Here is a 20,321-nt window from a genome sequence, read left to right as displayed (position 1 = left end):
CGCTGTCCGTGCGGGCCTCCCCAGATCAGAGCTCGGACAGGCGCGGGGGTGGCGCACCGTGGGGGAGACGGGGACCGATGGCGAGCAGACTGCCGGGCTTGCGCCCGTGGCCCCAGCCGATTTCCTTGCGGTAGCGGCCGATATGGCTTTCCGGAATCGCGGCCGGATCCGAGAGCGGCGTGGCATCCGGTGCGACGTACAGCGCGTCGGTGGGGCAGTAGGCCTCGCACATGAAACAGGTCTGGCAATCGGATTGCCGTGCGATGAGCGGAATCCCGCTGTCGGTGCGGTCGAAGACATTGGTCGGGCACACATCGACGCACTTATCGCAGCCGATGCAATCGGCGGCCCGGACGAGTTCGATCACGACGCCACCGCCACGGTGGTATTGGTCGCCGCGGCGGTGGTGGTCCACACCTGATCGAGGCCGCCGGACAGAATATGGTGGTGCTGCGCCGGATCGAGATCCGGATGATCGGCACGCTTGCTCATGCCGCGAGTCTCATTGCGCTGCAAGGTTGATCGATACATGAGCCGTCCCACGGCGGTAATCGCCGCGGCCTGCCGTGCCCGGACTCGCGCGTCCCCGGCGCCGCCGCCGAGTCCCTTCGCCCGCTCCCACACCTCGTCCAGCACATCCAGCGCGGGCCGAATCCGATCCCCGTGGCGCAGATAGTTTTTCTCGAACGGAATCAGCTCGTCCTGTGCCGCGGCCACGATCTCTTCGGCGGTGACCGATTCGGTGTGCTCCGGCCGTAATCCGACGCGTCCCGCGCCGGTCAGAGCGAGCTGATCCGGTCGTGGCGAACTCAGCGCGAAGCCCGCGGCCCCCGCGCCCGCCCAGCTGCCCGAGGACATGGCCCAGGCGGAATTATGACTGCCGCCGCCGGTGAAGCCGCCGCAGATACGTTCGCGCGTGGCCGCGTCACCGGCCGCGTACAGCCCGGGCACCGTGGTGGCGCACTCGTCGTCGACGATATCGATGCCGCCGGTCCCGCGGACGGTGCCCTCGGCGAGCAGATCCACCTCGAAGCGGTCCGTGAACGGATCGATCCCGCGCCGGTCGAACTGCAGGAAGAAGTTCGGCTGCCCCACCCGCATCTGCGCCTGCACGGTGGCATCGGCGCGATCGAGCTGCGCAAAGACCTTCTCCGTCAACAGCGTTCGCGCGATGACCGACCGACCACTGGTGGATCCGGCGCCCTCGACCACCTCGCCGTTTTCGTGGAAGAAGGTGGCGTATCCGTAGTAGGCCGTCTTGGTGACGGTCGAACCTTTCGGCACGATGGCGTAGGCATTGGAGAATTCCATGCCCGAGAACCGCGCGCCCACCTCGGCGGCCATGAGCGCGCCGTCGCCGGTGTCGACATTGGTGCCCAGCGCGCGGGACAGGAATGCGCAGCCGCCGCTGGCCAGCACCACCGCACCGGCCGCAATGCGATAGTCGCGATCGAGCTGCCGCTGATAGCCGGCGGCCCCGCGCACCACCCCGTCGGAGTCTGTGAGCAGCTCCAATGCCGGTGAGTGGTCCAGGATTTCGACGCCGAGCCGCTGCACCCAGGCGCGCATCCGGCGCATGTACTCCGGCCCCTGCACCCCGGTGCGCAGCGATTCGCCGGTATGCGGATCGACCGGGAACGGATAGCGCCCCTCCACCGCGAGCCGATTCATATTCGTATAGGTCCGGTCCAGCACCCGGTCCATCCAGTAGTGATCGGCCAGATGCCCGCCGAGCGCCTCCCGGCTGGCCTTGGCATTGGCGCGGGCGGTGGCCTCGGGAGCGATGTACCAGACGCCGGTGCCGGAAGGCGCTGTGGCGCCGCTGGTTCCGCAGTAGCCCTTATCCGCCAGGATCACCCGCGCCCCGGCTTCGCGCGCGTGGATCGCGGCCCAGCAGGCCGCCGGCCCGCCGCCGATCACCAGGACGTCGGTACTGGTCTGCCAGGTGTCGTTCATAGGACATGGTCCTCACACGAGAAGGAGTGTCCGGACACCGTAAGGCGGACAACCGCTTCCGCCGAATGGTTGCGATCAGGGCGATCCTGACTGCCAGCCGGTGTCGCGAGGTGCGCGGCGACACGGCGCGGGCGTGACTGGTCGCGGGCCCGGTGATCGGCAAGGGTGGTGGTAGTCGATGTCGGACCACAGGAGAGGCACGTCCATGGCTGAATCCGCACCGCCCGGTCCCGCACCGGCGATTCCGCTGCGCCGCAGAGGGCCGGTGCTGTGGCTGCTGGCGCTCCCGGCCGTGCTGTACTGCCTGACGCCGGTGATCGCCAACCGAATCGAGCCGCGCCTGTTCGGGATCCCGTTCCTGATCGCGTACCTGCTGGTGGTGACGGTGCTGAGCGGTCCGCTGGTCGCGCTGGTCGCCCGCTTCGATCCGGCCTATCGCGCGGGCGCCGAGGAATTCGTGCCCGCCGACGAGAACACCGCTGCGCCGGAGGAGCTTTCGTGACCGGCCGGGCGGTGGTGGCGGTCTCGCTGTTCACGGTGGCCATGCTCGCGACGGTGGTGATCGGCGTGCTGTCCGGGCGCGGCCGGGAGCGTTCGATGTCGGAGTGGTCCATCTCCGGACGTGGCCTGGGCACACTGTTCGTCCTGCTGCTCATGGCGGGGGAGTCGTATACGAGCTTCTCGTTTCTGGGCGCGGCCGGTTGGTCGTACCGCTACGGCGTCCCGATCTTCTATCTGATCGCCTACCTCAGCACCGGGCTGGTCGCCGCCTACTTCCTCGCCCCGCTCATCTGGACCTACTGCGCCCGGCACCACCTGATGTCGATCGCCGATATCGCCGAGCATCGCTTCTCCTCGCGCAGGCTGGGCATTGTGGTGGCGCTGATCTGCACGATCTTCCTGGTGCCGTACGTGCAGTTGCAGATTCAGGGCATGGGCGTCGTGGTGCATGCCATGTCCTACGGATCGGTCGATCTGAAGGTCGCGGCCGTGGTGTCGTTCGTGGTGGCCGAAACGTTCGTGCTCACCTCGGGATTGCGCGGCTCCGCCTGGGTGAGCGTGCTGAAGGACGGCCTCGCTGTCCTGTCGGTGGCGTTCCTCGCGATCTATGTGCCGTGGCACTACTTCGACGGTCCGGGCGAGCTGCTGAACCGCATGGTCGCCGAGAAACCGCAGTGGCTGACGTTCCCGGGAGCCGGTGGCGGCACCTTCGGCGCGGCCTGGTTCGTCTCCACCGTGGTCCTGAACGCGGTGACCATCGGCATCTTCCCGACCACCGTGGCGGGCTACCTCTCCGCCGCGAATCCCACGGCCCTGCGCCGCAATTCGATATTTCTGCCCTGGTATCAGCTGCTGCTGGTCATCCCGATGTTCATCGGCGCGGCCGCACTGTTCGTGGTCCCGCACCTGACGAATCCCGATCTGGCGCTGTTCGATCTGGTGACCGACTCACTCCCGCCCGTCGTGGTCGCGGTGATCGGCATAGCGGGCGCGCTGTCGGCCATCGTCCCGATGAGCGTGTTCCTGGTGTCCATCGGAACCCTCTGGGGCAGAACGATTCTCGGCGGCGGACTGCAGGGCTCCACACCGCTCTCCGCCGGTCGTCAACGCACCCGCTCCCAACTGGTCTGCCTCATCGTCGGAGCACTGGCCTTGGCGGGAGCCCTGCTCTACCCGTCGGCCCTGGTCAATCTCTCGGTTCTGTCCTACGAGGGCATGGCGCAACTGGTCCCCGCCGTACTCCTGGGCCTCTACTGGCGCCGCCTGTCCACCGCCGGAGTAACCGCGGGCTTGATCACCGGCACCGCAATAGTCCTGCTGCTGCATCTCTTCGGCCGTGATCCGCTCTTCGGCGTCAATGGCGGACTGATCGCCCTCCTGGCGAATCTTCTTGTCGCCACCGCGGTCTCTTTCGTAGCGGGCGGTACGACTACTTCGCGGGCGCGCCTGGCGGACATCGCGAACCCGGTACGCCGGGCCGCCCCAGAATCGCCCTGATCGCAAGGGTTCCAGCGGAGCATCCCGGTGCGGATGATGGCACCGATCGATCGAGGTGAGACGGCGGTGGCAACTGGAGGTAATAGTGCCGGGGCGGTATTGCGGGCGGTGCTGGAGCAGGGGAGTGCGCCGCGCAGCGCGATCGCCAAGCTGGCAGGGTTGTCGCCGGCGACGGTGACCGCGCATGTGCGGGCGCTGGTGGCGGCCGGGCTACTGCTCGAGCTGCCGGAGACGGCGGGCCCCGCCGGAATGGGGCGCCCGCATTCGCCACTGGTGCTGAATATCGCGGGCAATGTGGTGATCGGCGTGCATATCGCCGCCCAGCACACCACCGTCGCGGCGCTCGATATCGCTGGGGCGGTGCGGCTTTCGCATCGCGTACCGCATGTGGATCTGAACCCCGACCGGATTCTGGCTTCCGCCGCCGCCGAAGTCCGGCGCCTGCGCGACGAATTGACCGAGCGCGTCCTGGGCGTGGGGGTCGCGATCGGCGGCTGGGTGGACACTCAGGCCGGTTCGGTCGTCGATCACGGCACCCTGCATTGGCACAATGTCGCTGTGCGGCAGTATCTCTCGGAGGAGACCGGGCTGCCGGTCACCCTCGACAGCCACACCCGCGCCATGGTGCACGCGGAACAATTGTTCGGCCACGCCCGCGATGCCGCGGCGACGGTGGTGCTGTTCGTCGGCAATGTCATCGACGTGGCGTTCGCGGTGCACGGTCGCGTGCACTACGGCCCGCGCTCGGCCGCCGGTGCGATCACCCGCCTGGTCGGCGGAGAGACGGCGGAGGATGCGCTGGCGGACTGCGCCGATCGAGCCCTGGTGGCGCGGGCGCAACTCGCATCGCTGCCGGTGCACGGCATTGCCGATCTCATCACCGCCGCGAGCAGCGACGAACGGGCCCGCGCACTGTTCGTGGACCGGGCCGAAGTCCTGGGCCGGGTGATCGCGGTCGTCATCGACCTGCTGGACCCGGACACGGTGGTCGTCGTCGATCAGGCCATGGTGCGGGTGCCCGGGGTGCGCGCGACGTATCTCGATGTGGTGCGCCGATTCTCGGCCTGCGAGCGGCCGGAGGAGGTGGTCACCAGCTCGTCGTTCCTGGGCCGGGTGCTCGAGACCGCCGCCGGGACCGTGGTGCTGCATCAGCTGTTCACCGATCCGCTGGCGGTGGTCGCCGCGGCGCCGCAGGAGCTCGCCTTCGATTCCCAGTAATTTTAAGTCGAACGAATGTTGCCCGATCGCAATGTTTTCCGCGAGAGTCTTGACATGAACGACTACGCATTCGCGGTCCGGTCCGGGAGCTCCGCCTGTCCTCGTTACTCGGATTCTCATGCCGTTGTCCGGCACATTCGAGCGAGGAGTAAAGAATGCGTTCAACTATTTACGGGGTAGGACTGGTGATCGCCGCGGCGGCGCTGCTGATCAGCGGTTGTGCAAGCAAGGGCGGAGATACCGATCTCTCGGCCGCACTGCCTACTTCGGTGCCACCGGGCACCAAATTGTCGATTTCGGTGAATACCACCCGGGTCGCGCTGGAGGCTTCCGGTCAGCTGAATTCGCTGCCGTTCACGGTATCCGATTGGCCGGTCGTGCAGGCCGGTCCGGATGTGATTCAGGCATTTCGCGGCGGCGCGGTGGATATCGCCACCAATGCCGGAATTCCGCCGATCCAGGCGCATGCCACCGATGTGGACGCGAAAATCGTAGGCGTCAAGGTGCGTTCGACGCCGCTGTACAAACTCGCGACGGCGGCGAATTCGAATATCAACTCTCTCGCCGACTTGCGCGGCAAGCGCATCGGTTTCTCACCGGGGCAGGCCCAGGGCGTGATCGTGCTGCGCACACTGCAGGCAGCGGGCATCGGGCTGAACGAGGTCAAACTCGTGGAGTTGAGCAGTACGCAATTCCTGACCGCGCTACAGGGCAGGCAGATCGATGTCGCCCCGCTGGCGGAGCCGCAGACCACGAAATACCTTGCGCAGTACGGCAGTCAGGGCGCGCGGGCGGTGGATACACCCGCTGTCGACGCGCTGACGATTCTGTGGGCGCCGACCAAGGTGCTCGAGGATTCCTCGAAACTGGCCGGTGTCGCCGAATTCGTGAAGACCTGGGCGAGCACCGACATCTGGTCCTGGGAGCATCCGGATCAGTGGCTGGACGCGTATTACGTGAAGGACCAGAAGGTTTCGGCCGATGACGGCCGGCGGATTCTGGCCGCCACGGATCGCCCGTACTACCCCGAGAACTGGGATGCGGCCATCAAGTGGGAGCAGGACACCGTCGACCTCGTCACCAAGGACGGCTATTTCGGTAAGAGCTTCGATGTCGCCGGACTCTTCGATCGGCGTTTCGAACACCTCGCGTCGGCCGCGGTGCCCGCGCAGTATCGGACGCAGGTGCAATCATGACGGTCGCGCTGCCGCGCCTCGCGGCACTGCCGTACCGGGCTGCCGCCGCGCCCGACGGATTTGTCGAACGGCGTCGGGTCCGTCGCCTCGGCGTGCGCAAGCAGATCCCGTTCGCCCGGCTGCTCGGTGTAGCGCTGCTGCTCGCGGCCTGGTCGGCCGGAAGCCATTTCGGCTGGCTGGACGCCCGCAAGCTGTCCGCGCCGTGGACCGTGCTGGATACCGGCTGGGACCTGCTGCGGGACGGCAGCCTGACCGGGAATGTCGAGGCTTCACTGCGCCGGGCCGCGACCGGACTGGGTCTCGGTGTCCTCATCGGCACCGCCCTCGCCCTGGTGTCCGGCCTGTCGCGGCTGGGTGAATCGCTCGTCGACGGGCCGCTGCAGGTCAAGCGCGCCATTCCGACGCTGGGCCTGATCCCGCTCATGATTCTGTGGCTGGGCATCGGCGAGACGTTCAAGGTCGTGGTGATCACCTTCGGTGTCATCATCACCATGTACATCCAGACCCACGCCTCGCTCACGGCCATCGACAAGCGTCTTGTGGAACTGTCCGAGGTACAGGGTGTTTCGCGTTTGGACTTCCTGCGCCGGGTGGTGATTCCGGGTTCGCTGCCCGGCTTCTTCCTGGGTCTGCGACTGTCCATCACCGGTTCGTGGCTGGCGCTGGTCGTCGTCGAATCCGTCAATGCCACAGACGGTTTGGGCAAGCTCATGAGCGATGCGCAGAACTACGGGCAGGCCGACGTCATTCTGGTGTGCCTGGGCATCTACGGCATCTTCGGCTTGATCTCCGATGCCGCCATCCGTCTCGTCGAACGCAAGGTGCTGTCATGGCGACGCACGATCGCGACCTAGGCGTCCACACCCGGGAGCTGGCCCGGTCTTTCGGCGACCGCACCATCCTGGACCACATCACGCTGACCATTCCGCCGGGGCAGTTCGTCGCCCTGCTCGGCCGCAGCGGCTCGGGGAAGAGCACCCTGCTGCGCGCACTGGCCGGACTCGATCACGATGTGCGCGGCTCCGGCGTCTTCCGGGTTCCCGCGAAAACCTCTGTGGTGTTCCAGGATTCGCGATTGCTGCCATGGCAGCGCGTGCTGACCAATGTGCTCTACGGCCAGCCCCGCTCGCGCCGTCCGGCCGGCCGGGCCCTGCTGTCGGAGGTCGGCCTGGCCGGCCGTGAACGGGCCTGGCCCGCCGAACTCTCCGGCGGCGAACAGCAGCGGGTGGCCCTGGCCCGGGCGCTGGTGGCGGATCCGGATCTGCTGCTGGCCGATGAGCCGTTCGGCGCGCTGGATGCCCTGACCCGCATCAAGATGCACGAGCTGCTGCGCGAACTGGTGCAGCGGCACACTCCGACCGTCCTGCTGGTCACCCATGACGTCGACGAGGCGATCACGCTCGCACAGCGGGTGCTGGTGCTGGACTCCGGCCGCCTCACCGTCGATCTGCCCATCGAATTACCGGCCGAGCGGGATCCGGGCGCCCCGGAATTCCAGCGCATCCGCCGCACTCTGCTGACCGCGCTGGGCGTCACCCCGGTCGCGGTCTGAAAGGAAAACCATGTCCGAATCACCGAAGCAGTTGCACCTCAACGCATTTCTCATGTCGACCGGCCACCACGAGGCGTCGTGGCGGCTGCCGGAATCGGATCCGTATGCGAATACCAAGATCGACCACTATGTGAATCTCGCGAAGATCGCCGAGCGCGGGAAGCTGGACTCCATCTTCTTCGCCGACAGCCCGGTGCTCTTCGGCGATACCGGCCGCCGGCCCAGCGGCAAGCTGGACCCGACGGTGCTGCTCACCGCCATCGCCGTGCAGACCGAGCGCATCGGCCTCATTGCCACCGCCTCCACCAGCTACAACTCACCGTTCAACCTGGCTCGCCGGTTCGCCTCGGTCGACTGGGTGTCCAACGGCCGCGTCGGCTGGAATATCGTCACCACCGCCGGTGCGGACGCGGCCCGCAATTTCGGGCTCGACGATGTGCCGGACCACCGGCTGCGCTACGAGAAGGCCGGCGAATTCGTCGAGGTGGCGACAAAACTGTGGGACAGCTGGGCCGATGACGCGGTGGTCGCCGATAAGGAGTCGGGCGTGCACACCGATCCCGACAAGGTCCGCGCCATCGATCACGAGGGCCGGTTCTTCAAGGTGGCGGGCCCGCTGAACCTGCCGCGCTCCCCGCAGGGCTATCCCGTTCTGGTGCAGGCCGGTTCGTCCGAGGACGGCCGGGAGTTCGCCGCGCGGCATGCGGAGGCGGTCTTCACCGCGCAGCAGACCATCGAGGACGGTCTCGAGTTCTATACGGACCTGAAGCGGCGTGCGGTCGTACTGGGCCGGGACCCGGAGACCATCAAGATCCTGCCCGGCATCGTGCCCGTCATCGGCGATACCGAGGCGCACGCCCGGAAGTTGGACGCCGAACTGGAGCGGCTGATCTCGCCCGAGTACGCCAAGCGGCAGCTGGCCAGGGTCTGGGGCATTCCGGTGGAGAATCTGGATCTGGACAGCGAACTGCCCGAGGATCTGCCGTCCGAGGATGAGATCCAGGGCGCCAAGAGCCGGTTCACCCTCATTGTGAATCTCGCACGGCGCGAACGGCTTACGCTGCGCCAGCTGATCGGCCGGCTCGGCGGCGGGCGCGGGCACCACACCTTCGCCGGTACCGCGGAGCAGGTGGCCGACACCATCGAGGAGTGGTTCACCCGCGGCGCCGCGGACGGATTCAACATCATGCCCGCGGTACTGCCCTCGGGTCTGGACCGATTCGTCGACGAGGTCGTGCCGATTCTGCAGCAGCGCGGGCTGTTCCGCACCGAGTACACCGAGACCACCCTGCGCGGGCACTACGGCCTGACCCGCCCCGAAAACCAGTTCTCGGCGGCAGCCGAGCTCGTGGTCGCCGGATGACTCGCACTTCCCTCTCCTCCGCCGGCGCGGTCGATGCCGACCGCGCCGACGGCTGGGTCCGATATCTGCTGCGGCGCTGCGCATCCCACCGCCGCACGGCGCTCATGGCCGCGATCGGCTCGGTGGTATCCGGAGTGCTCACCGCGCTGCTGCCGCTGCTGGTCCGGCATGTGGTCGACAATCTGACGATCACCGCCACCTCGGTGCTGCCGTGGGTGCTGGTGCTGCTCGCACTCGGATCGGCGCGCTTCGTGGCGGGCCGGGTGCGGCGGGTCGGGTCGTCCAGGCTGTCACTGGATGTGCAGCACGATCTGCGGGGTGACCTGTTCGCCTCGCTGCTGCGCATGAACGGGCGGCAGCGGTCCGGGCTCTACACCGGGCAGGTGGTGAGCCGCGCCATCACCGATGTGACGCTGATTCAGATGTTCCTGCAGCTGGTTCCGCTGGTCACCGGCAATGTGGTGCTGCTTGCCGCGTCGCTGGTGCTGATGACCTTCATGTCGCCGCTGCTGAGTGTGATTGCGCTGCTGGTGGTTCCGGCGCTGTGGCTGATCATCTCGCGCAGTCAGCGGGAACTGTTCCCGGCCAACTGGGATGCCCAGGCCCGGGCCGCCGATGTCGCCATGCGGGTCGAGGCCGCGGTCGCGGGCGTGCGGGTGGTGAAGGGCTTCGGCCAGGAATCGCACGAGCTGGACCAGATGGCCGCCGCCACGCGTGACCTGTACCGGTCCCGGCTGCGCATCGCCCGGATCACCAGCCGGTTCACCCCCGTCATGCAGGCGGTGCCGGCGGCCGGGCAGGCGCTGATCCTCGTTGTGGGCGGTCTGCTCGCGCTGCACCAATCCATCACGCTGGGAACGTTTTTGGCGTTCATGACCTATCTGGGGTCGTTTGTCACGCCCATCCGCATGTTCTCGATGCTGCTGACGGTCAGCCAGCAGGGCAAGGCATCGCTGGATCGGGTGCGTGAGGTCATCGAGGGTTCGGCCGCGGTCGAGGGGCCGTTACCGGACACCGAACCGGTGCACTGGCCCGATAGTCCGCCGCGCCTCGAATTCCAGTGTGTGCGTTTCGGATTCGACGGTCAGCGACCGGTGCTGGACGGGCTCGATCTCGGCATCGAGCCGGGTGAGACCCTCGCTATCGCGGGCGCGGCCGGTTCCGGGAAATCGATCCTGACGCTGCTGCTGCCGCGGCTGTTCGAGCCGGAGCAGGGCCGGATTCTGCTGGACGGCACCGATATTCAGGAGCTGCCGGACCTGCGCTCGCGGGTGGCGATGGTGTTCGAGGACACCTCGCTGATGGCGGATACGGTGCGCGCCAATGTGTCCTACGGTTGTCCGGACGCCGATGACGAACAGGTATGGCACGCTTTGCATCTGGCCGCCGCCGACGAATTCGTCGCCGCGCTGCCCGAGGGGCTGGACACCATGATCGGAGACCGTGGGCAGCGGCTCTCCGGCGGGCAGCGCCAGCGCCTGGCCCTGGCCCGGGCGCTGATCACCGACGCCCCGATCCTGGTGCTCGACGATGCCACCTCCGCCATCGACGCACAGGTCGAGGAGGAGATCTTCGCCCGCATCACCGCCGAGGTGCGCCGGCGCACCACCATTGTGGTGGCACACCGGATTTCGACGCTGGCGCTGGCGGACCGGGTCGCGGTCCTGGACGGCGGGCGGGTCGCCGAACTGGGCACCCTGCGCGAGCTGCAGAGTTCCGGCGAGCTGTTCAATGCGCTGTTCACTCCGCCGGATCCGACCGGGTTCTCCGAGGACGCGGGGGTGGCGGCCGATACGGTGCCCACGGCCGGACTGTGGGTGGCGGCCGAAGCCGACGGCGACGAATCGCGCGCTCTCGAACAGATGGCGAAGGCGTTCTCGCAGCGCGCCGCGGGCTCCCCGGGCGCCATGGCCGGGGGCATGATGTCGAGTGCCCCGCCCTCCGGGGATGTGCGCGCGCTGATCGACCGGCTGCCCGCACTGACCGGTGAACCCGAAGTGCCCGAAGACTTCTCGCACACTCCGGATTCGGAGTTCTCACTCGGCCGGCTGCTGCGGCCTTTCGCGCTGCCGCTGCTGGCCGGACTCGGCCTGGTATTCCTGGACGCGCTGGCCCAGATCCTGATTCCGGTCCTGGTGCGCTACGGCATCGACCACGGCGTGCTGGCCGGTGCGCGGGATGTGCTGCTGATCGCCGCCGCCTCGGCGTTCACGGTTGTCGTCGTGGACTGGGCGATCACCGTCGCGCAGGTGCGGGTGTCCGGACGGGCCGGTGAGCGCCTGCTCTACGGGCTGCGGGTGAAGGTGTTCGCGCAATTGCAGCGCCTGGGTCTGCAGTTCTACGAGCGAGAACTGGCCGGCCGCATCATGACTCGCATGATCACCGATGTGGACGGACTGTCGGCCTTCCTGCAGACCGGGTTGTCCGTGGCGCTGACCAGCACGCTCACCATCGGCGGCGTGGTGGTGGCTCTGATCGTCATCGACGCCCGGCTGGCCCTGGTGGTCCTGGCCCTGATGCCGGTGCTGGTGGCCGCGACCGTCGCCTTCCGGCGGGCGTCGGTGCCCGCGTACAACCTGGCGCGGGAACAGGTCAGTGCCGCGAATGCCTACCTGCAGGAGAACGTGGACAATATCGCGGTCACGCAGGCCTATCGCCGAGAGGCGGTGAACCAGCGCGAATTCGAGCGCCGCTCCTGGGGGTACCGCAATGCGCGGCTGCGCAGCCAGACCCTGATGGCGCTGTTCTTCCCGTTCATCGAGTTCATGTCGGTCCTCGCCACGGCCCTGGTGCTGGCCTTCGGTGTGCACCAGGTGCGGGAAAGTGCGCTCACCGCAGGCACATTGATCGCCTTTCTGCTCTACACCGATCTGCTCTTCTCGCCCATCCAGCAGTTGTCGCAGGTCTTCGACAGCTACCAGCAGGCGGTCGTGGGCGTGGAGCGGCTCGGCGGGCTGATGCGCGAACCGGTGGCGACGCCGGATTCACCCGATGCCCGCCGGGTGCGGAGCCTTACCGGCGAGATCGAGTTCCGTGATGTCGGCTTCGCCTACGACCCCGCGGGCGCACGGGTGCTGTCGGGCATCGATCTGCGTATCGCGCCGGGGCAGAAGGTCGCGGTGGTCGGTGAGACCGGCGCGGGCAAGTCCACGCTCGTGAAACTGCTTGCGCGCCTGTACGACACGACCGAGGGCGCGGTGCTCGTCGACGGCGTCGACATTCGGGACTATCGGCTGCGGGACTTCCGCAAACGACTGGGCGTGGTGCCGCAGGAACCCTTCCTGTTCGGCGATACCGTGCAGGAGGCCATCGCCTACGGCAAACCCGATGCCACGCCCGCCGATATCGAATGGGCCGCCCGGGCAGTGGGCGCGCACGAGATGATCGCCGCCCTGGAAAACGGTTACCGGCAGCCGATCGGCGCGCACGGTGACAGTCTCTCGGCGGGCCAGCGTCAGCTGCTCGCGCTGGCGCGTGCGCAATTGGTGGAGCCGGACATCCTCATTCTCGACGAGGCCACCGCCTCGCTCGATCTGGCGACCGATGCCCGCGTGCGCGCCTCCGTCGATCTGCTGACCGCGGGCCGCACCACCATTGTCGTGGCGCACCGCCTGGCCACCGCCGCGGACGCCGACATGATCGTCGTCGTCGGCGAGGGCCGCCTGCTGCAGACCGGTCGCCACGCCGAGCTGCTCACGACCGAGGGCCCCTATCGTCGGCTGTGGGCGGCGTACGTCGGTGACGAGGCCGCGGCCAGTCTCGGCGGGCGGTGACGGGGAGGCTCCCGGAGTTGTTCTGCGGGAGCCTCTTTCGTGCTGAGGGTGAGCTCGCGGCGGAGTCCGGATCGCGGCGAGCGGAAGGGTACTGCCCGGCTGCGACTGTGCCTACTGTCTGATCTGTGAGCGAACTCGATCATCTGGTCCTGGCCACCCCGGATCTGGGGGGCACGGTGGAGCGCATTGCCCGGCTCCTCGGTGTGGAGCCGGTCGCGGGCGGGCGGCACACCGGACGCGGTACCCGGAACTTCCTGCTGGGGTTGGGCAATGGCGGATATCTGGAAATCATCGGGCCCGATACCGAGCAGCCCGAACCGGCGCAGCCACGGCCCTTCGGAATCGACAGGCTGACCGAGAGCCGCTTGGCGGGTTGGCTGGTCCGCGTCACCGATATCGACGCGGCGGTGGCCGCGGCGCGCGCTGTGGGCTACGACCCGGGCGATCCCCAGGCGCTGTCCCGTGAGACCCCGGACGGCCGAGTTCTGCACTGGCGCTTGACCTTCCCGGATTTCTCCGAGCCGACGCAGCTGGTGCCCGCGCTCATCGACTGGGGAGCCACTGACCACCCGTCGGACGAACTGCCCACCGTGCCGCTGCGGTCGCTCGAAGCGGTGCACCCGAATCCCGCAGCGGTATCGGAGCATCTGAAGGCTCTCGACGCTCACCTGATTGTGCGGCAGGGCAATCGCCCGGCCCTGATTGCCACGATCGGAGACGGAGCGGACCCAACCATCCTGCTCTGAATCCGTCAGCGGTGCGTGGGGCCCGGTGGTCTGATCGCCGCCGGGCCCTGCTGCATTTTCGCTGTGACCGAGGCGATTTCGAAAGCTGTATCAGCCTGCGATGGCCGCGACCGCCGCTTCGATCGGGGTATCCCCACTGATCAACTCGAGAACCCGGCCCGCCGCGCTTCCGGTGATCAGCAACTCGGCGAGGACCGCCGCCACATCGGCGCGCGGCACGCTTCCGGCGGAAACACTCTCCGAGAGCAACACCTGTCCCGTCGCGGACTCGTTGGTGAGCCGCCCGGGCCGCAGGATGGTCCACTCGAGGTCCCGAGCCCGAAGATCGTTCTCCGCCTGCGTCTTCGCGTCGATATAGGCGACCCACTGCTCATCGCCCCCGGCGGCAGGCTTCCCCGCCCCCATGGTCGAGATCTGCACGAACCGCCGCACCCCGGCCTTCTCCGCGGCCTCGGCCAGCCGCACCGACCCGTCCCGATCGACGGTGTACTTGCGCTCCACACCACTGCCCGGCCCGGCCCCCGCCGCGAACACCACCGCATCCACCCCGCTCAGCGCCGCAACCAGCTCATCCGCCCCCGGCCCCTCCAGATCGAGCACCACGGGCTGCCCGCCCACCGCCTCCACATCCCCCGTGTGCGCCGCGTTCCGAATTACGGCCAGCACCTCATTCCCGCGCTCACTGAGCAGCCGGGTGAGCTGCAAAGCAATCTGCCCATGTCCTCCGATAATGGCGATTCGCATGTTCCCGAGTCTACGTTTCCACTTCTCGAAGTCAGCGGCGCGCGGCGCTACGAACCCCGCTTACTTCGGGCGTGGCGTAGCGTGGTTTCCGATAATTCGAGCCCCCGACCGTGGACAGAGGATTGTCGAATGCCGGAAGCGGCCGGAGGGGGACTGACCGCCTCCGGCCGTTCGCCGAGCTCTAGTGCGGGCCGATGCCCGGCCAGACTCGCGCTATGGCGTCCAGGAATGCCAGCGGCAGAAAGGTCACGACGTAGATGATGGCTGTCTGGATGGCTCCGAGCATGGGTGTGGTCCTTTCGTGGTGCGCGGATCAGTCGAAGCTGCGGGCGAGCCATTCGATGGTCTGCATCCCGCACAGATCGGTGGCCCAGCCGTAGAGATTGGTGAGCATGTGCACGATGCTGCAATCGGACGGCTGGTAGGTGACGTCGGTGCCTTGCGCCCGGTAGGTATCGGCGAGATCGCGAGAATCGGCCGCGGGCACCAGGGACATGGGTGAGTCGTCGCCCGCGCAGGAGGTGATGAGCACCTTGGATTTCGGTGCGGAACGGCCGAGAATATTGTCCTGGAACGCGTGCTGGAAGGCGGGTTCGTCGGCGGGACTGCGCCCTGTGTCGAACAGCGCCTGCAGCGGAACGAACGGCATCATGAAGTACGCGGGCATCTGACACTGCGTGCGAAAGCCGTTGGCGACAGCCAGACCGGCAGGCGTGAGTTTCGAGTCGATATTCATCTCCGGGTACCAGGGCTCGAGTCCGAGCAGGGTCGCGAAGGCGAAGCCCGATCCGACCGAGCCGTTCGCGACCCGCATGAAGTTATCCGGTTTGACGACCATTCCCTCCAGGACGGTCGACACCACATTCAATTCCGGGGCGTAGGTGGGCTGCGCCTCGGCGGCGAAGCCCGCGCCGACACCGCCGCCCGCGATCCCGAACAATGCGACCTGGGCATGCGGATCGAGTCCGGCCGGGGTGTAGTGGAACGCCGCCCGGACCGCATCGAGTTCCGAATGTCCGGCGAACTTTCCGGCGAAGACGCCGTGCGGACTGCGGTCGGCATTGTTACCGACGTCGGAAATCACTACCGCATAACCCTTTTCGAACATCATGGCCAGCGGTCCGAGCGCGGACCAGGATGCGCCGTCGAGTGGATCGCCGCCGGTCCACTGGCTGCTCGGATGGCAGTACCAGCCGACGCTGTCATTGGCCTCCTGGTAGGAGACAACATGTTTGGCCGAGGCGGGTTTTCCGTCGATCGGTATCAGGACGATGCCGGTGCTGAGTGCCGGTGTGGTCCCGTCGATTCCGGTGGTGACGAACATCAGCCGGTAGGCGTCCACATTCGCGGGCTTGACGCCCATGAAGTTCACCTCGACCTTCGCGGCCTTCAACAGGGTTCCCGGCGCCGCCGAGTGATCCCACTCGGGCTCGAGGTAGAACGGGTCGTCGGTGGCCAGCGCGCGCGAATTCTCCTGCGGTGTCGCGGCGGTCGAACCGTTCAGCGCGCCCTGGACGAAATCATTGAAAACCGTTCCGAGATCAGGTGTTTGAACAATGGGAGGTGGCGGCGGCGGTTGCGCTGCAGTCGAAGGCGCGTCGGCGAAGGCCAGGACGGCGAGAATCAGTGTCGCGAGGATTGTCCGTTTCATGTCAGTGTGCTCCCAGTGGTGTGTCATCACTCGCCGGTGCTATCGAAATATGCTGCAGCGCAGACTGTAAGAACTCGGGAATATTGTTCAGCGGCCGATGCGACTGCATTTGAATGTCGTACGGTGTGCGCAGGACAGCCTCCAGTGCGGGCCAGTCGTTGTTGACCTGGTCCTTGTATTTGGGCAGTAGTTGCGCGTTGATGTAGTCCCAGCGCTGGTCGAATACCGACCAATTCCAGTCGGGCAGTGGCAGTGTCATGGTTTGTTTGCGCCCGTCCGACCCGGCGAAGGTGTACTGCACCGAGTGGTAATCGCGCGGTGGAATGACCCCGGCCACCGACGGTGAGCCGGCGACCGTGGAAAGGTAGCTGACGGCCTCCCCGATATCACCCTTGTACTCCCGCACCAGATCCCACTGGGGTCCGACGATCGTGAACTGCTCACGGTGCAGCAGATCGGCATTGCCGTCGGAGATTCGGTCGGAGTCGCCGGAGGCGATGTCCTTCCACGCGTCGAGAATGTCGTTGCCGAACAGCCCCGCGGCAGCGAATTCGGCCAGTGCGGGTACTCCGCCGGTGACGTAGGCATCGTGCATGGGCATGAGGTCGGAGAAGATGTTCTTCTGCATCACCATGATCCATCCGATGATGTAACTCAGATCCTCCGGAGTGATCGACTTACCCGCATTGTCCAGCGCGATAAGACCTTTCGGCAGACTGCCGATCACTTGCGGACCGGCCACCTGGGTCGCGGTCGTGACGATCGCGTGTGCGGTGTCTGCGAGGCCCGGAACAGCGAAGATGTTCGACATCAATTCGAAGTCGACCAGTCCGCCACCGAAATCCGCGCCGACTTCACCACCCATGCCCGCCCACTGCAGTTCGCGGTGGTTCAGTTGCAGGTTCTCGTAGTAGGTGTAGGACCTGATCAGGTTCTGATAGTTCGCCTGAACGCCATCGCGTGGATTCCAGCTCTGCAGATCGATTCCGGCCTTCTGCGCGGTATCCACCAGCCAGAACTGGTACAGCAGCGCTGCATAGCGGGTGGGAGCTACACCTTCGGCGCGCGCCTGGTCGAGCAGATTCGATAGTTCGTCGCGATTGTAGGGGAGTGCCGAATTCACTCCACCGGGACCGATATCCGCATGCCGGTTGAGTAGTGGCAGATCCAGATACTGCTCCACCGCACTCGCCGCCCCGGCCTGACCCGAGACGAACTGTACAACACTCACGGATACGACCGAGGCCAGGACGATCACACGCAGGATTGCGCCAATACGCATTCTTTCGAGCCTTTCGTCTGTCGATCGAGGGCGGAAGCTGTTCTACGCCGCTCGAAATCGCCGATTGCAGTCGACAAATGCCCGAGGCTGTCACTACGAAAGCGAGGCCCGGATAGAGTGCGAGCGCGATGCTAGCAGCGGAAAATCCGCTCCCGTCGATTCGACACACGACAAAAGACCCCGGAGTGATTTATCTCCGGGGTCTTTCGGATCGGGCAGTATGAGGTGTTGCGCGGGCGAAATCCGACCCGCGACAGGCTATGTCAGAGCGTGCGGCCGATGATCAGCTTCATGATCTCGTTGGTGCCGCCGTAGATCTTCTGGATGCGGGCGTCGGCGTACATGCGGGAGATCGGGTATTCGGCCATATAGCCGTAACCGCCGAAGAGCTGCAGGCATTCGTCGGCGACCTTGCACTGCTGTTCGGTGAGCCACCATTTGGCCTTGGCGGCGGTGGGGACGTCGAGTTCACCGCGCAGATGCTTGTTGACGCAATCGTCGGTGAAGCTCCAGGCGATGGTCTTGATGGTGTCGCATTCGGCCAGCGTGAACTGGGTGTTCTGGAAGGCGAAGATCGGCTTGCCGAAGGCTTCGCGCTCCTTGGTGTAGGCGAGGGTGACCTCGACGGTCTTCTCGATGGCGGCCGCGGCGATCACGGCCAGGATGAGGCGCTCCTGCGGCAGCTGCTGCATGAGCTGGATGAAGCCGATGCCCTCGGCGGTGCCGAGCAGATTCGACTGCGGCACACGGACATTGTCGAAGAACAGCTCGCAGGTGTCCTGACCGTGCTGGCCGATCTTCTCCAGATTGCGGCCGCGGCGGAAACCCTCGCGCTCGGTCTCCACCAGCACCAGCGAGACGGTGTCGGCGCCCTTGCCCTCGGAGGTCTTGCAGGCCACGATCACCAGATCGGCCAGATAGCCGTTGGTGATGAAGGTCTTGGCGCCATTGAGGACGTAGTCGTCCCCGTCCTTGACCGCCTTGGTCTTGATGCCCTGCAGGTCGGAGCCGGTGCCGGGTTCGGTCATGGCGATCGCGCCGACCAGTTCGCCCGACGCCATCTTCGGCAGGTAGTGCTGCTTCTGCGCCTCGGTGCCGTAGGCGTTCACATAGTGCGCGACGATCCCGCTGTGCACGGGATTGCCGAGGCTGGGGGACAGGCCGCGAACCTGTTCGGCGAGCACGACGGCCTCATGCGCGAAGGTGCCGCCGCCACCGCCGTACTCCTCGGGAATGCTGAGGCACAGCAGGCCCAATTCGCCTGCGCGGTTCCAGAGTTCGCGGTCGACATGGTGCTGGCGCGCCCACCGGTCCTCATTGGGGGCGCATTCCTTCTCGAAGAACTTGCGCGCAAGATCGGACAGCGCGTCCAGGTCCTCATCCATCCACGGCGAGCGGTGCAGGGCCACGAGTGAACTCCTCTGTTCTAATCGGCTCTGCCGTGACGGTAAGGCGATATGTCCGGTATTTCTATGACCCGCTCGCTCGACTTCTTGACCGGAACGCTCGAGCGTCAGCATTGGGAGACAGTCGGCGTTGGCAGGCAGTCGGCGTTGACAGCGCCGTCAGCGTTGATAGGAGCCCGGCGCGCTGCCGGTCCAGCGCCGGAAGGCCCGCGAGAAGGCACTCGGTTCCGAGAATCCGAGCCGTCGCGACAGCGCCGACACGGTCTCGTCACCGCGCACCAGACTGGCGATGGCCGCGTCGCGCAGAATGTGTTCCCGGATCTCGCGGGGTGAGGTGTGTTCCTCACGCAGCTTGCGGCGCAGGGTTTGCGGGCTCATGGACAGTGCGGCGGAAATATCCTCGATGCTCGGCCACGCGCCGGTGAGTCCCTGTTCGAGAATGCGCCGGACCCGTGAGGCGAGCGATACCGAATAATCGCGCGGACCGAGAACGCCGGCCGGGGCATTGCGCAGGAAGATCAGCAACTCGTCCTCGGTGCGCGTGGCCGGATGCTCCAGCAGCGCGGCATCGAAGACCAGCATCGGCGCGGGCGCCGAAAAGACCACGGGCGCACCGAAAATCAACTCGTAGTCATCGACCTCGGGATCGCGGGGATACGGCACCTCGACCCGCCGCAGCCGCAGCCGCCCGCCGATCGCCCAGGCGATGAACCGATGCGTAATGGTCAGCATGGTGTCGATGACAATGCCGACCGGCTGACTGACCTCGCCGATATCGAAGGTCACCCGCGCTTCACCGTCGTGCTCGCTCAGGGTGATGGGCGGCAAACCGGGCAGCGACCGCCGGAAGCTCTCGAACCGGCGAATCGCCCCGCCCAGCGTCGAGGCGCCGACCAGCCCGAAGCACACCAGTCGCAGCGTGCCGCGCGGCATCGGATGCAGTCCCAGCCCGAGCAATTCGTCATCGGTGACCCGCCACAGCCGCTGCACCATCTCCACGGCCTGCTCGATGGTGACCCGAGATCGCCCCTCCGCCAACAGCTCCGGAGCAATCCCCGCATCGTCCAGCATGCCCGTCACATCCCAGCCGCGCTGCTGCGCCAGCTCGACAATCGCCCGCACCCGCTGGATGGGCAGCGTGCTTCGGGAATCGGTAGGGGACATATCGCCCTGACGCTATCAATCCCCCCGCCGCCCACCCCTGGCGGCACACCGAACCACCGAGGTCCGCAGCCGTTTTGGTGTATCCGCAACGCCCGTGTACTGTTCTGTTTACCCGACGCGGGGTGGAGCAGCTCGGTAGCTCGCTGGGCTCATAACCCAGAGGTCGCAGGTTCAAATCCTGTCCCCGCTACTACGCAGAACGGCCCGGAACCTAAGGTTCCGGGCCGTTTCGCATTGGCGGGCACCATATTCGGCAGCACCCGGTGGTGCGG

The 20,321-nt window shown here is 66.6% G+C and carries 16 protein-coding genes and 1 tRNA gene; 10 read left to right on the top strand and 7 right to left on the bottom strand.

All coding sequences use genetic code 11. The features are described 5' to 3' along the window. Window positions 1–25: 25 nt before the first annotated feature. Both OG326_RS36810 and OG326_RS36805 read right to left on the bottom strand, forming a co-directional pair. Window positions 26–367: a ferredoxin family protein gene (locus tag OG326_RS36810; RefSeq protein ID WP_327141732.1), complete on the bottom strand. Its 342-nt coding sequence runs from the start codon at window positions 365–367 to the stop codon at window positions 26–28. Next, complete coding sequence (locus OG326_RS36805; RefSeq protein ID WP_327141731.1) at window positions 364–1,956, bottom strand: FAD-binding protein; 1,593 nt, start codon at window positions 1,954–1,956, stop codon at window positions 364–366. The genes OG326_RS36810 and OG326_RS36805 overlap by 4 nt, the downstream gene beginning before the upstream one ends. A gap of 205 nt (window positions 1,957–2,161) precedes the next feature. Here OG326_RS36805 and OG326_RS36800 point away from each other — a divergent pair, with 205 nt between their 5' ends. The 9 genes from OG326_RS36800 (at window position 2,162) to OG326_RS36760 (ending at window position 13,802) form a co-directional block, all read left to right on the top strand. After that, window positions 2,162–2,458, top strand: coding sequence for a DUF3311 domain-containing protein (locus tag OG326_RS36800; protein WP_327141730.1), 297 nt, complete (start codon window positions 2,162–2,164; stop codon window positions 2,456–2,458). Continuing rightward, a complete protein-coding gene (locus OG326_RS36795; protein ID WP_327141729.1) occupies window positions 2,455–3,954 on the top strand; it encodes a sodium:solute symporter family protein in 1,500 nt (499 codons plus the stop codon). The genes OG326_RS36800 and OG326_RS36795 overlap by 4 nt, the downstream gene beginning before the upstream one ends. A gap of 66 nt (window positions 3,955–4,020) precedes the next feature. Next, window positions 4,021–5,172, top strand: coding sequence for an ROK family transcriptional regulator (locus tag OG326_RS36790; protein ID WP_327141728.1), 1,152 nt, complete (start codon window positions 4,021–4,023; stop codon window positions 5,170–5,172). Between the two features lie 155 nt (window positions 5,173–5,327). After that, window positions 5,328–6,368, top strand: a complete 1,041-nt coding sequence (locus tag OG326_RS36785) for an ABC transporter substrate-binding protein (protein ID WP_327141727.1) — start codon at window positions 5,328–5,330, stop codon at window positions 6,366–6,368. Next, a complete protein-coding gene (locus tag OG326_RS36780) occupies window positions 6,365–7,222 on the top strand; it encodes an ABC transporter permease (RefSeq protein WP_327141726.1) in 858 nt (285 codons plus the stop codon). The genes OG326_RS36785 and OG326_RS36780 overlap by 4 nt, the downstream gene beginning before the upstream one ends. Further along, entirely contained in the window at window positions 7,198–7,920 is a 723-nt protein-coding gene (locus tag OG326_RS36775; RefSeq protein WP_327141725.1) for an ABC transporter ATP-binding protein, read from the top strand. The genes OG326_RS36780 and OG326_RS36775 overlap by 25 nt, the downstream gene beginning before the upstream one ends. Before the next feature lie 10 nt (window positions 7,921–7,930). Further along, window positions 7,931–9,283 (top strand): LLM class flavin-dependent oxidoreductase, encoded by a 1,353-nt coding sequence (locus OG326_RS36770; protein ID WP_327141724.1) that lies wholly within the window; start codon window positions 7,931–7,933, stop codon window positions 9,281–9,283. Beyond that, on the top strand, window positions 9,280–13,056 hold the full coding sequence (locus OG326_RS36765; RefSeq protein ID WP_327141723.1) for an ABC transporter ATP-binding protein: 3,777 nt from the start codon (window positions 9,280–9,282) through the stop codon (window positions 13,054–13,056). The genes OG326_RS36770 and OG326_RS36765 overlap by 4 nt, the downstream gene beginning before the upstream one ends. Window positions 13,057–13,181: 125 nt before the next feature. Beyond that, entirely contained in the window at window positions 13,182–13,802 is a 621-nt protein-coding gene (locus OG326_RS36760) for a VOC family protein (protein WP_327141722.1), read from the top strand. Window positions 13,803–13,892: 90 nt separating this feature from the next. On the opposite strand, the gene OG326_RS36755 is transcribed toward OG326_RS36760, so the two are convergent. From OG326_RS36755 to OG326_RS36735, 5 genes are all read right to left on the bottom strand, one after another. Further along, a complete protein-coding gene (locus OG326_RS36755; RefSeq protein ID WP_327141721.1) occupies window positions 13,893–14,546 on the bottom strand; it encodes an SDR family oxidoreductase in 654 nt (217 codons plus the stop codon). A gap of 313 nt (window positions 14,547–14,859) precedes the next feature. Further along, window positions 14,860–16,197, bottom strand: coding sequence for a lipase family protein (locus tag OG326_RS36750; protein WP_327141720.1), 1,338 nt, complete (start codon window positions 16,195–16,197; stop codon window positions 14,860–14,862). A 1-nt stretch (window position 16,198) separates the two neighbouring features. Further along, the gene (locus OG326_RS36745) at window positions 16,199–17,479 is read right to left on the bottom strand and encodes a hypothetical protein (RefSeq protein ID WP_327141719.1); all 1,281 of its coding nucleotides are present in this window, start codon (window positions 17,477–17,479) and stop codon (window positions 16,199–16,201) included. A 263-nt stretch (window positions 17,480–17,742) separates the two neighbouring features. Continuing rightward, the gene (locus tag OG326_RS36740; protein ID WP_327146688.1) at window positions 17,743–18,864 is read right to left on the bottom strand and encodes an acyl-CoA dehydrogenase family protein; all 1,122 of its coding nucleotides are present in this window, start codon (window positions 18,862–18,864) and stop codon (window positions 17,743–17,745) included. 180 nt (window positions 18,865–19,044) lie between these two features. Further along, entirely contained in the window at window positions 19,045–20,049 is a 1,005-nt protein-coding gene (locus OG326_RS36735; protein ID WP_327141718.1) for an AraC family transcriptional regulator, read from the bottom strand. Window positions 20,050–20,165: 116 nt separating this feature from the next. Between OG326_RS36735 and OG326_RS36730 the strand changes: the two genes are divergently transcribed. Then, window positions 20,166–20,239: transfer RNA gene (locus OG326_RS36730), tRNA-Met, on the top strand. Window positions 20,240–20,321: the final 82 nt, after the last annotated feature.

Origin of the sequence: Nocardia sp. NBC_01327 (assembly GCF_035958815.1) — a bacterium.
GTDB lineage: Bacteria > Actinomycetota > Actinomycetes > Mycobacteriales > Mycobacteriaceae > Nocardia.
This window is presented reverse-complemented; position numbering and strand designations above follow the sequence as displayed.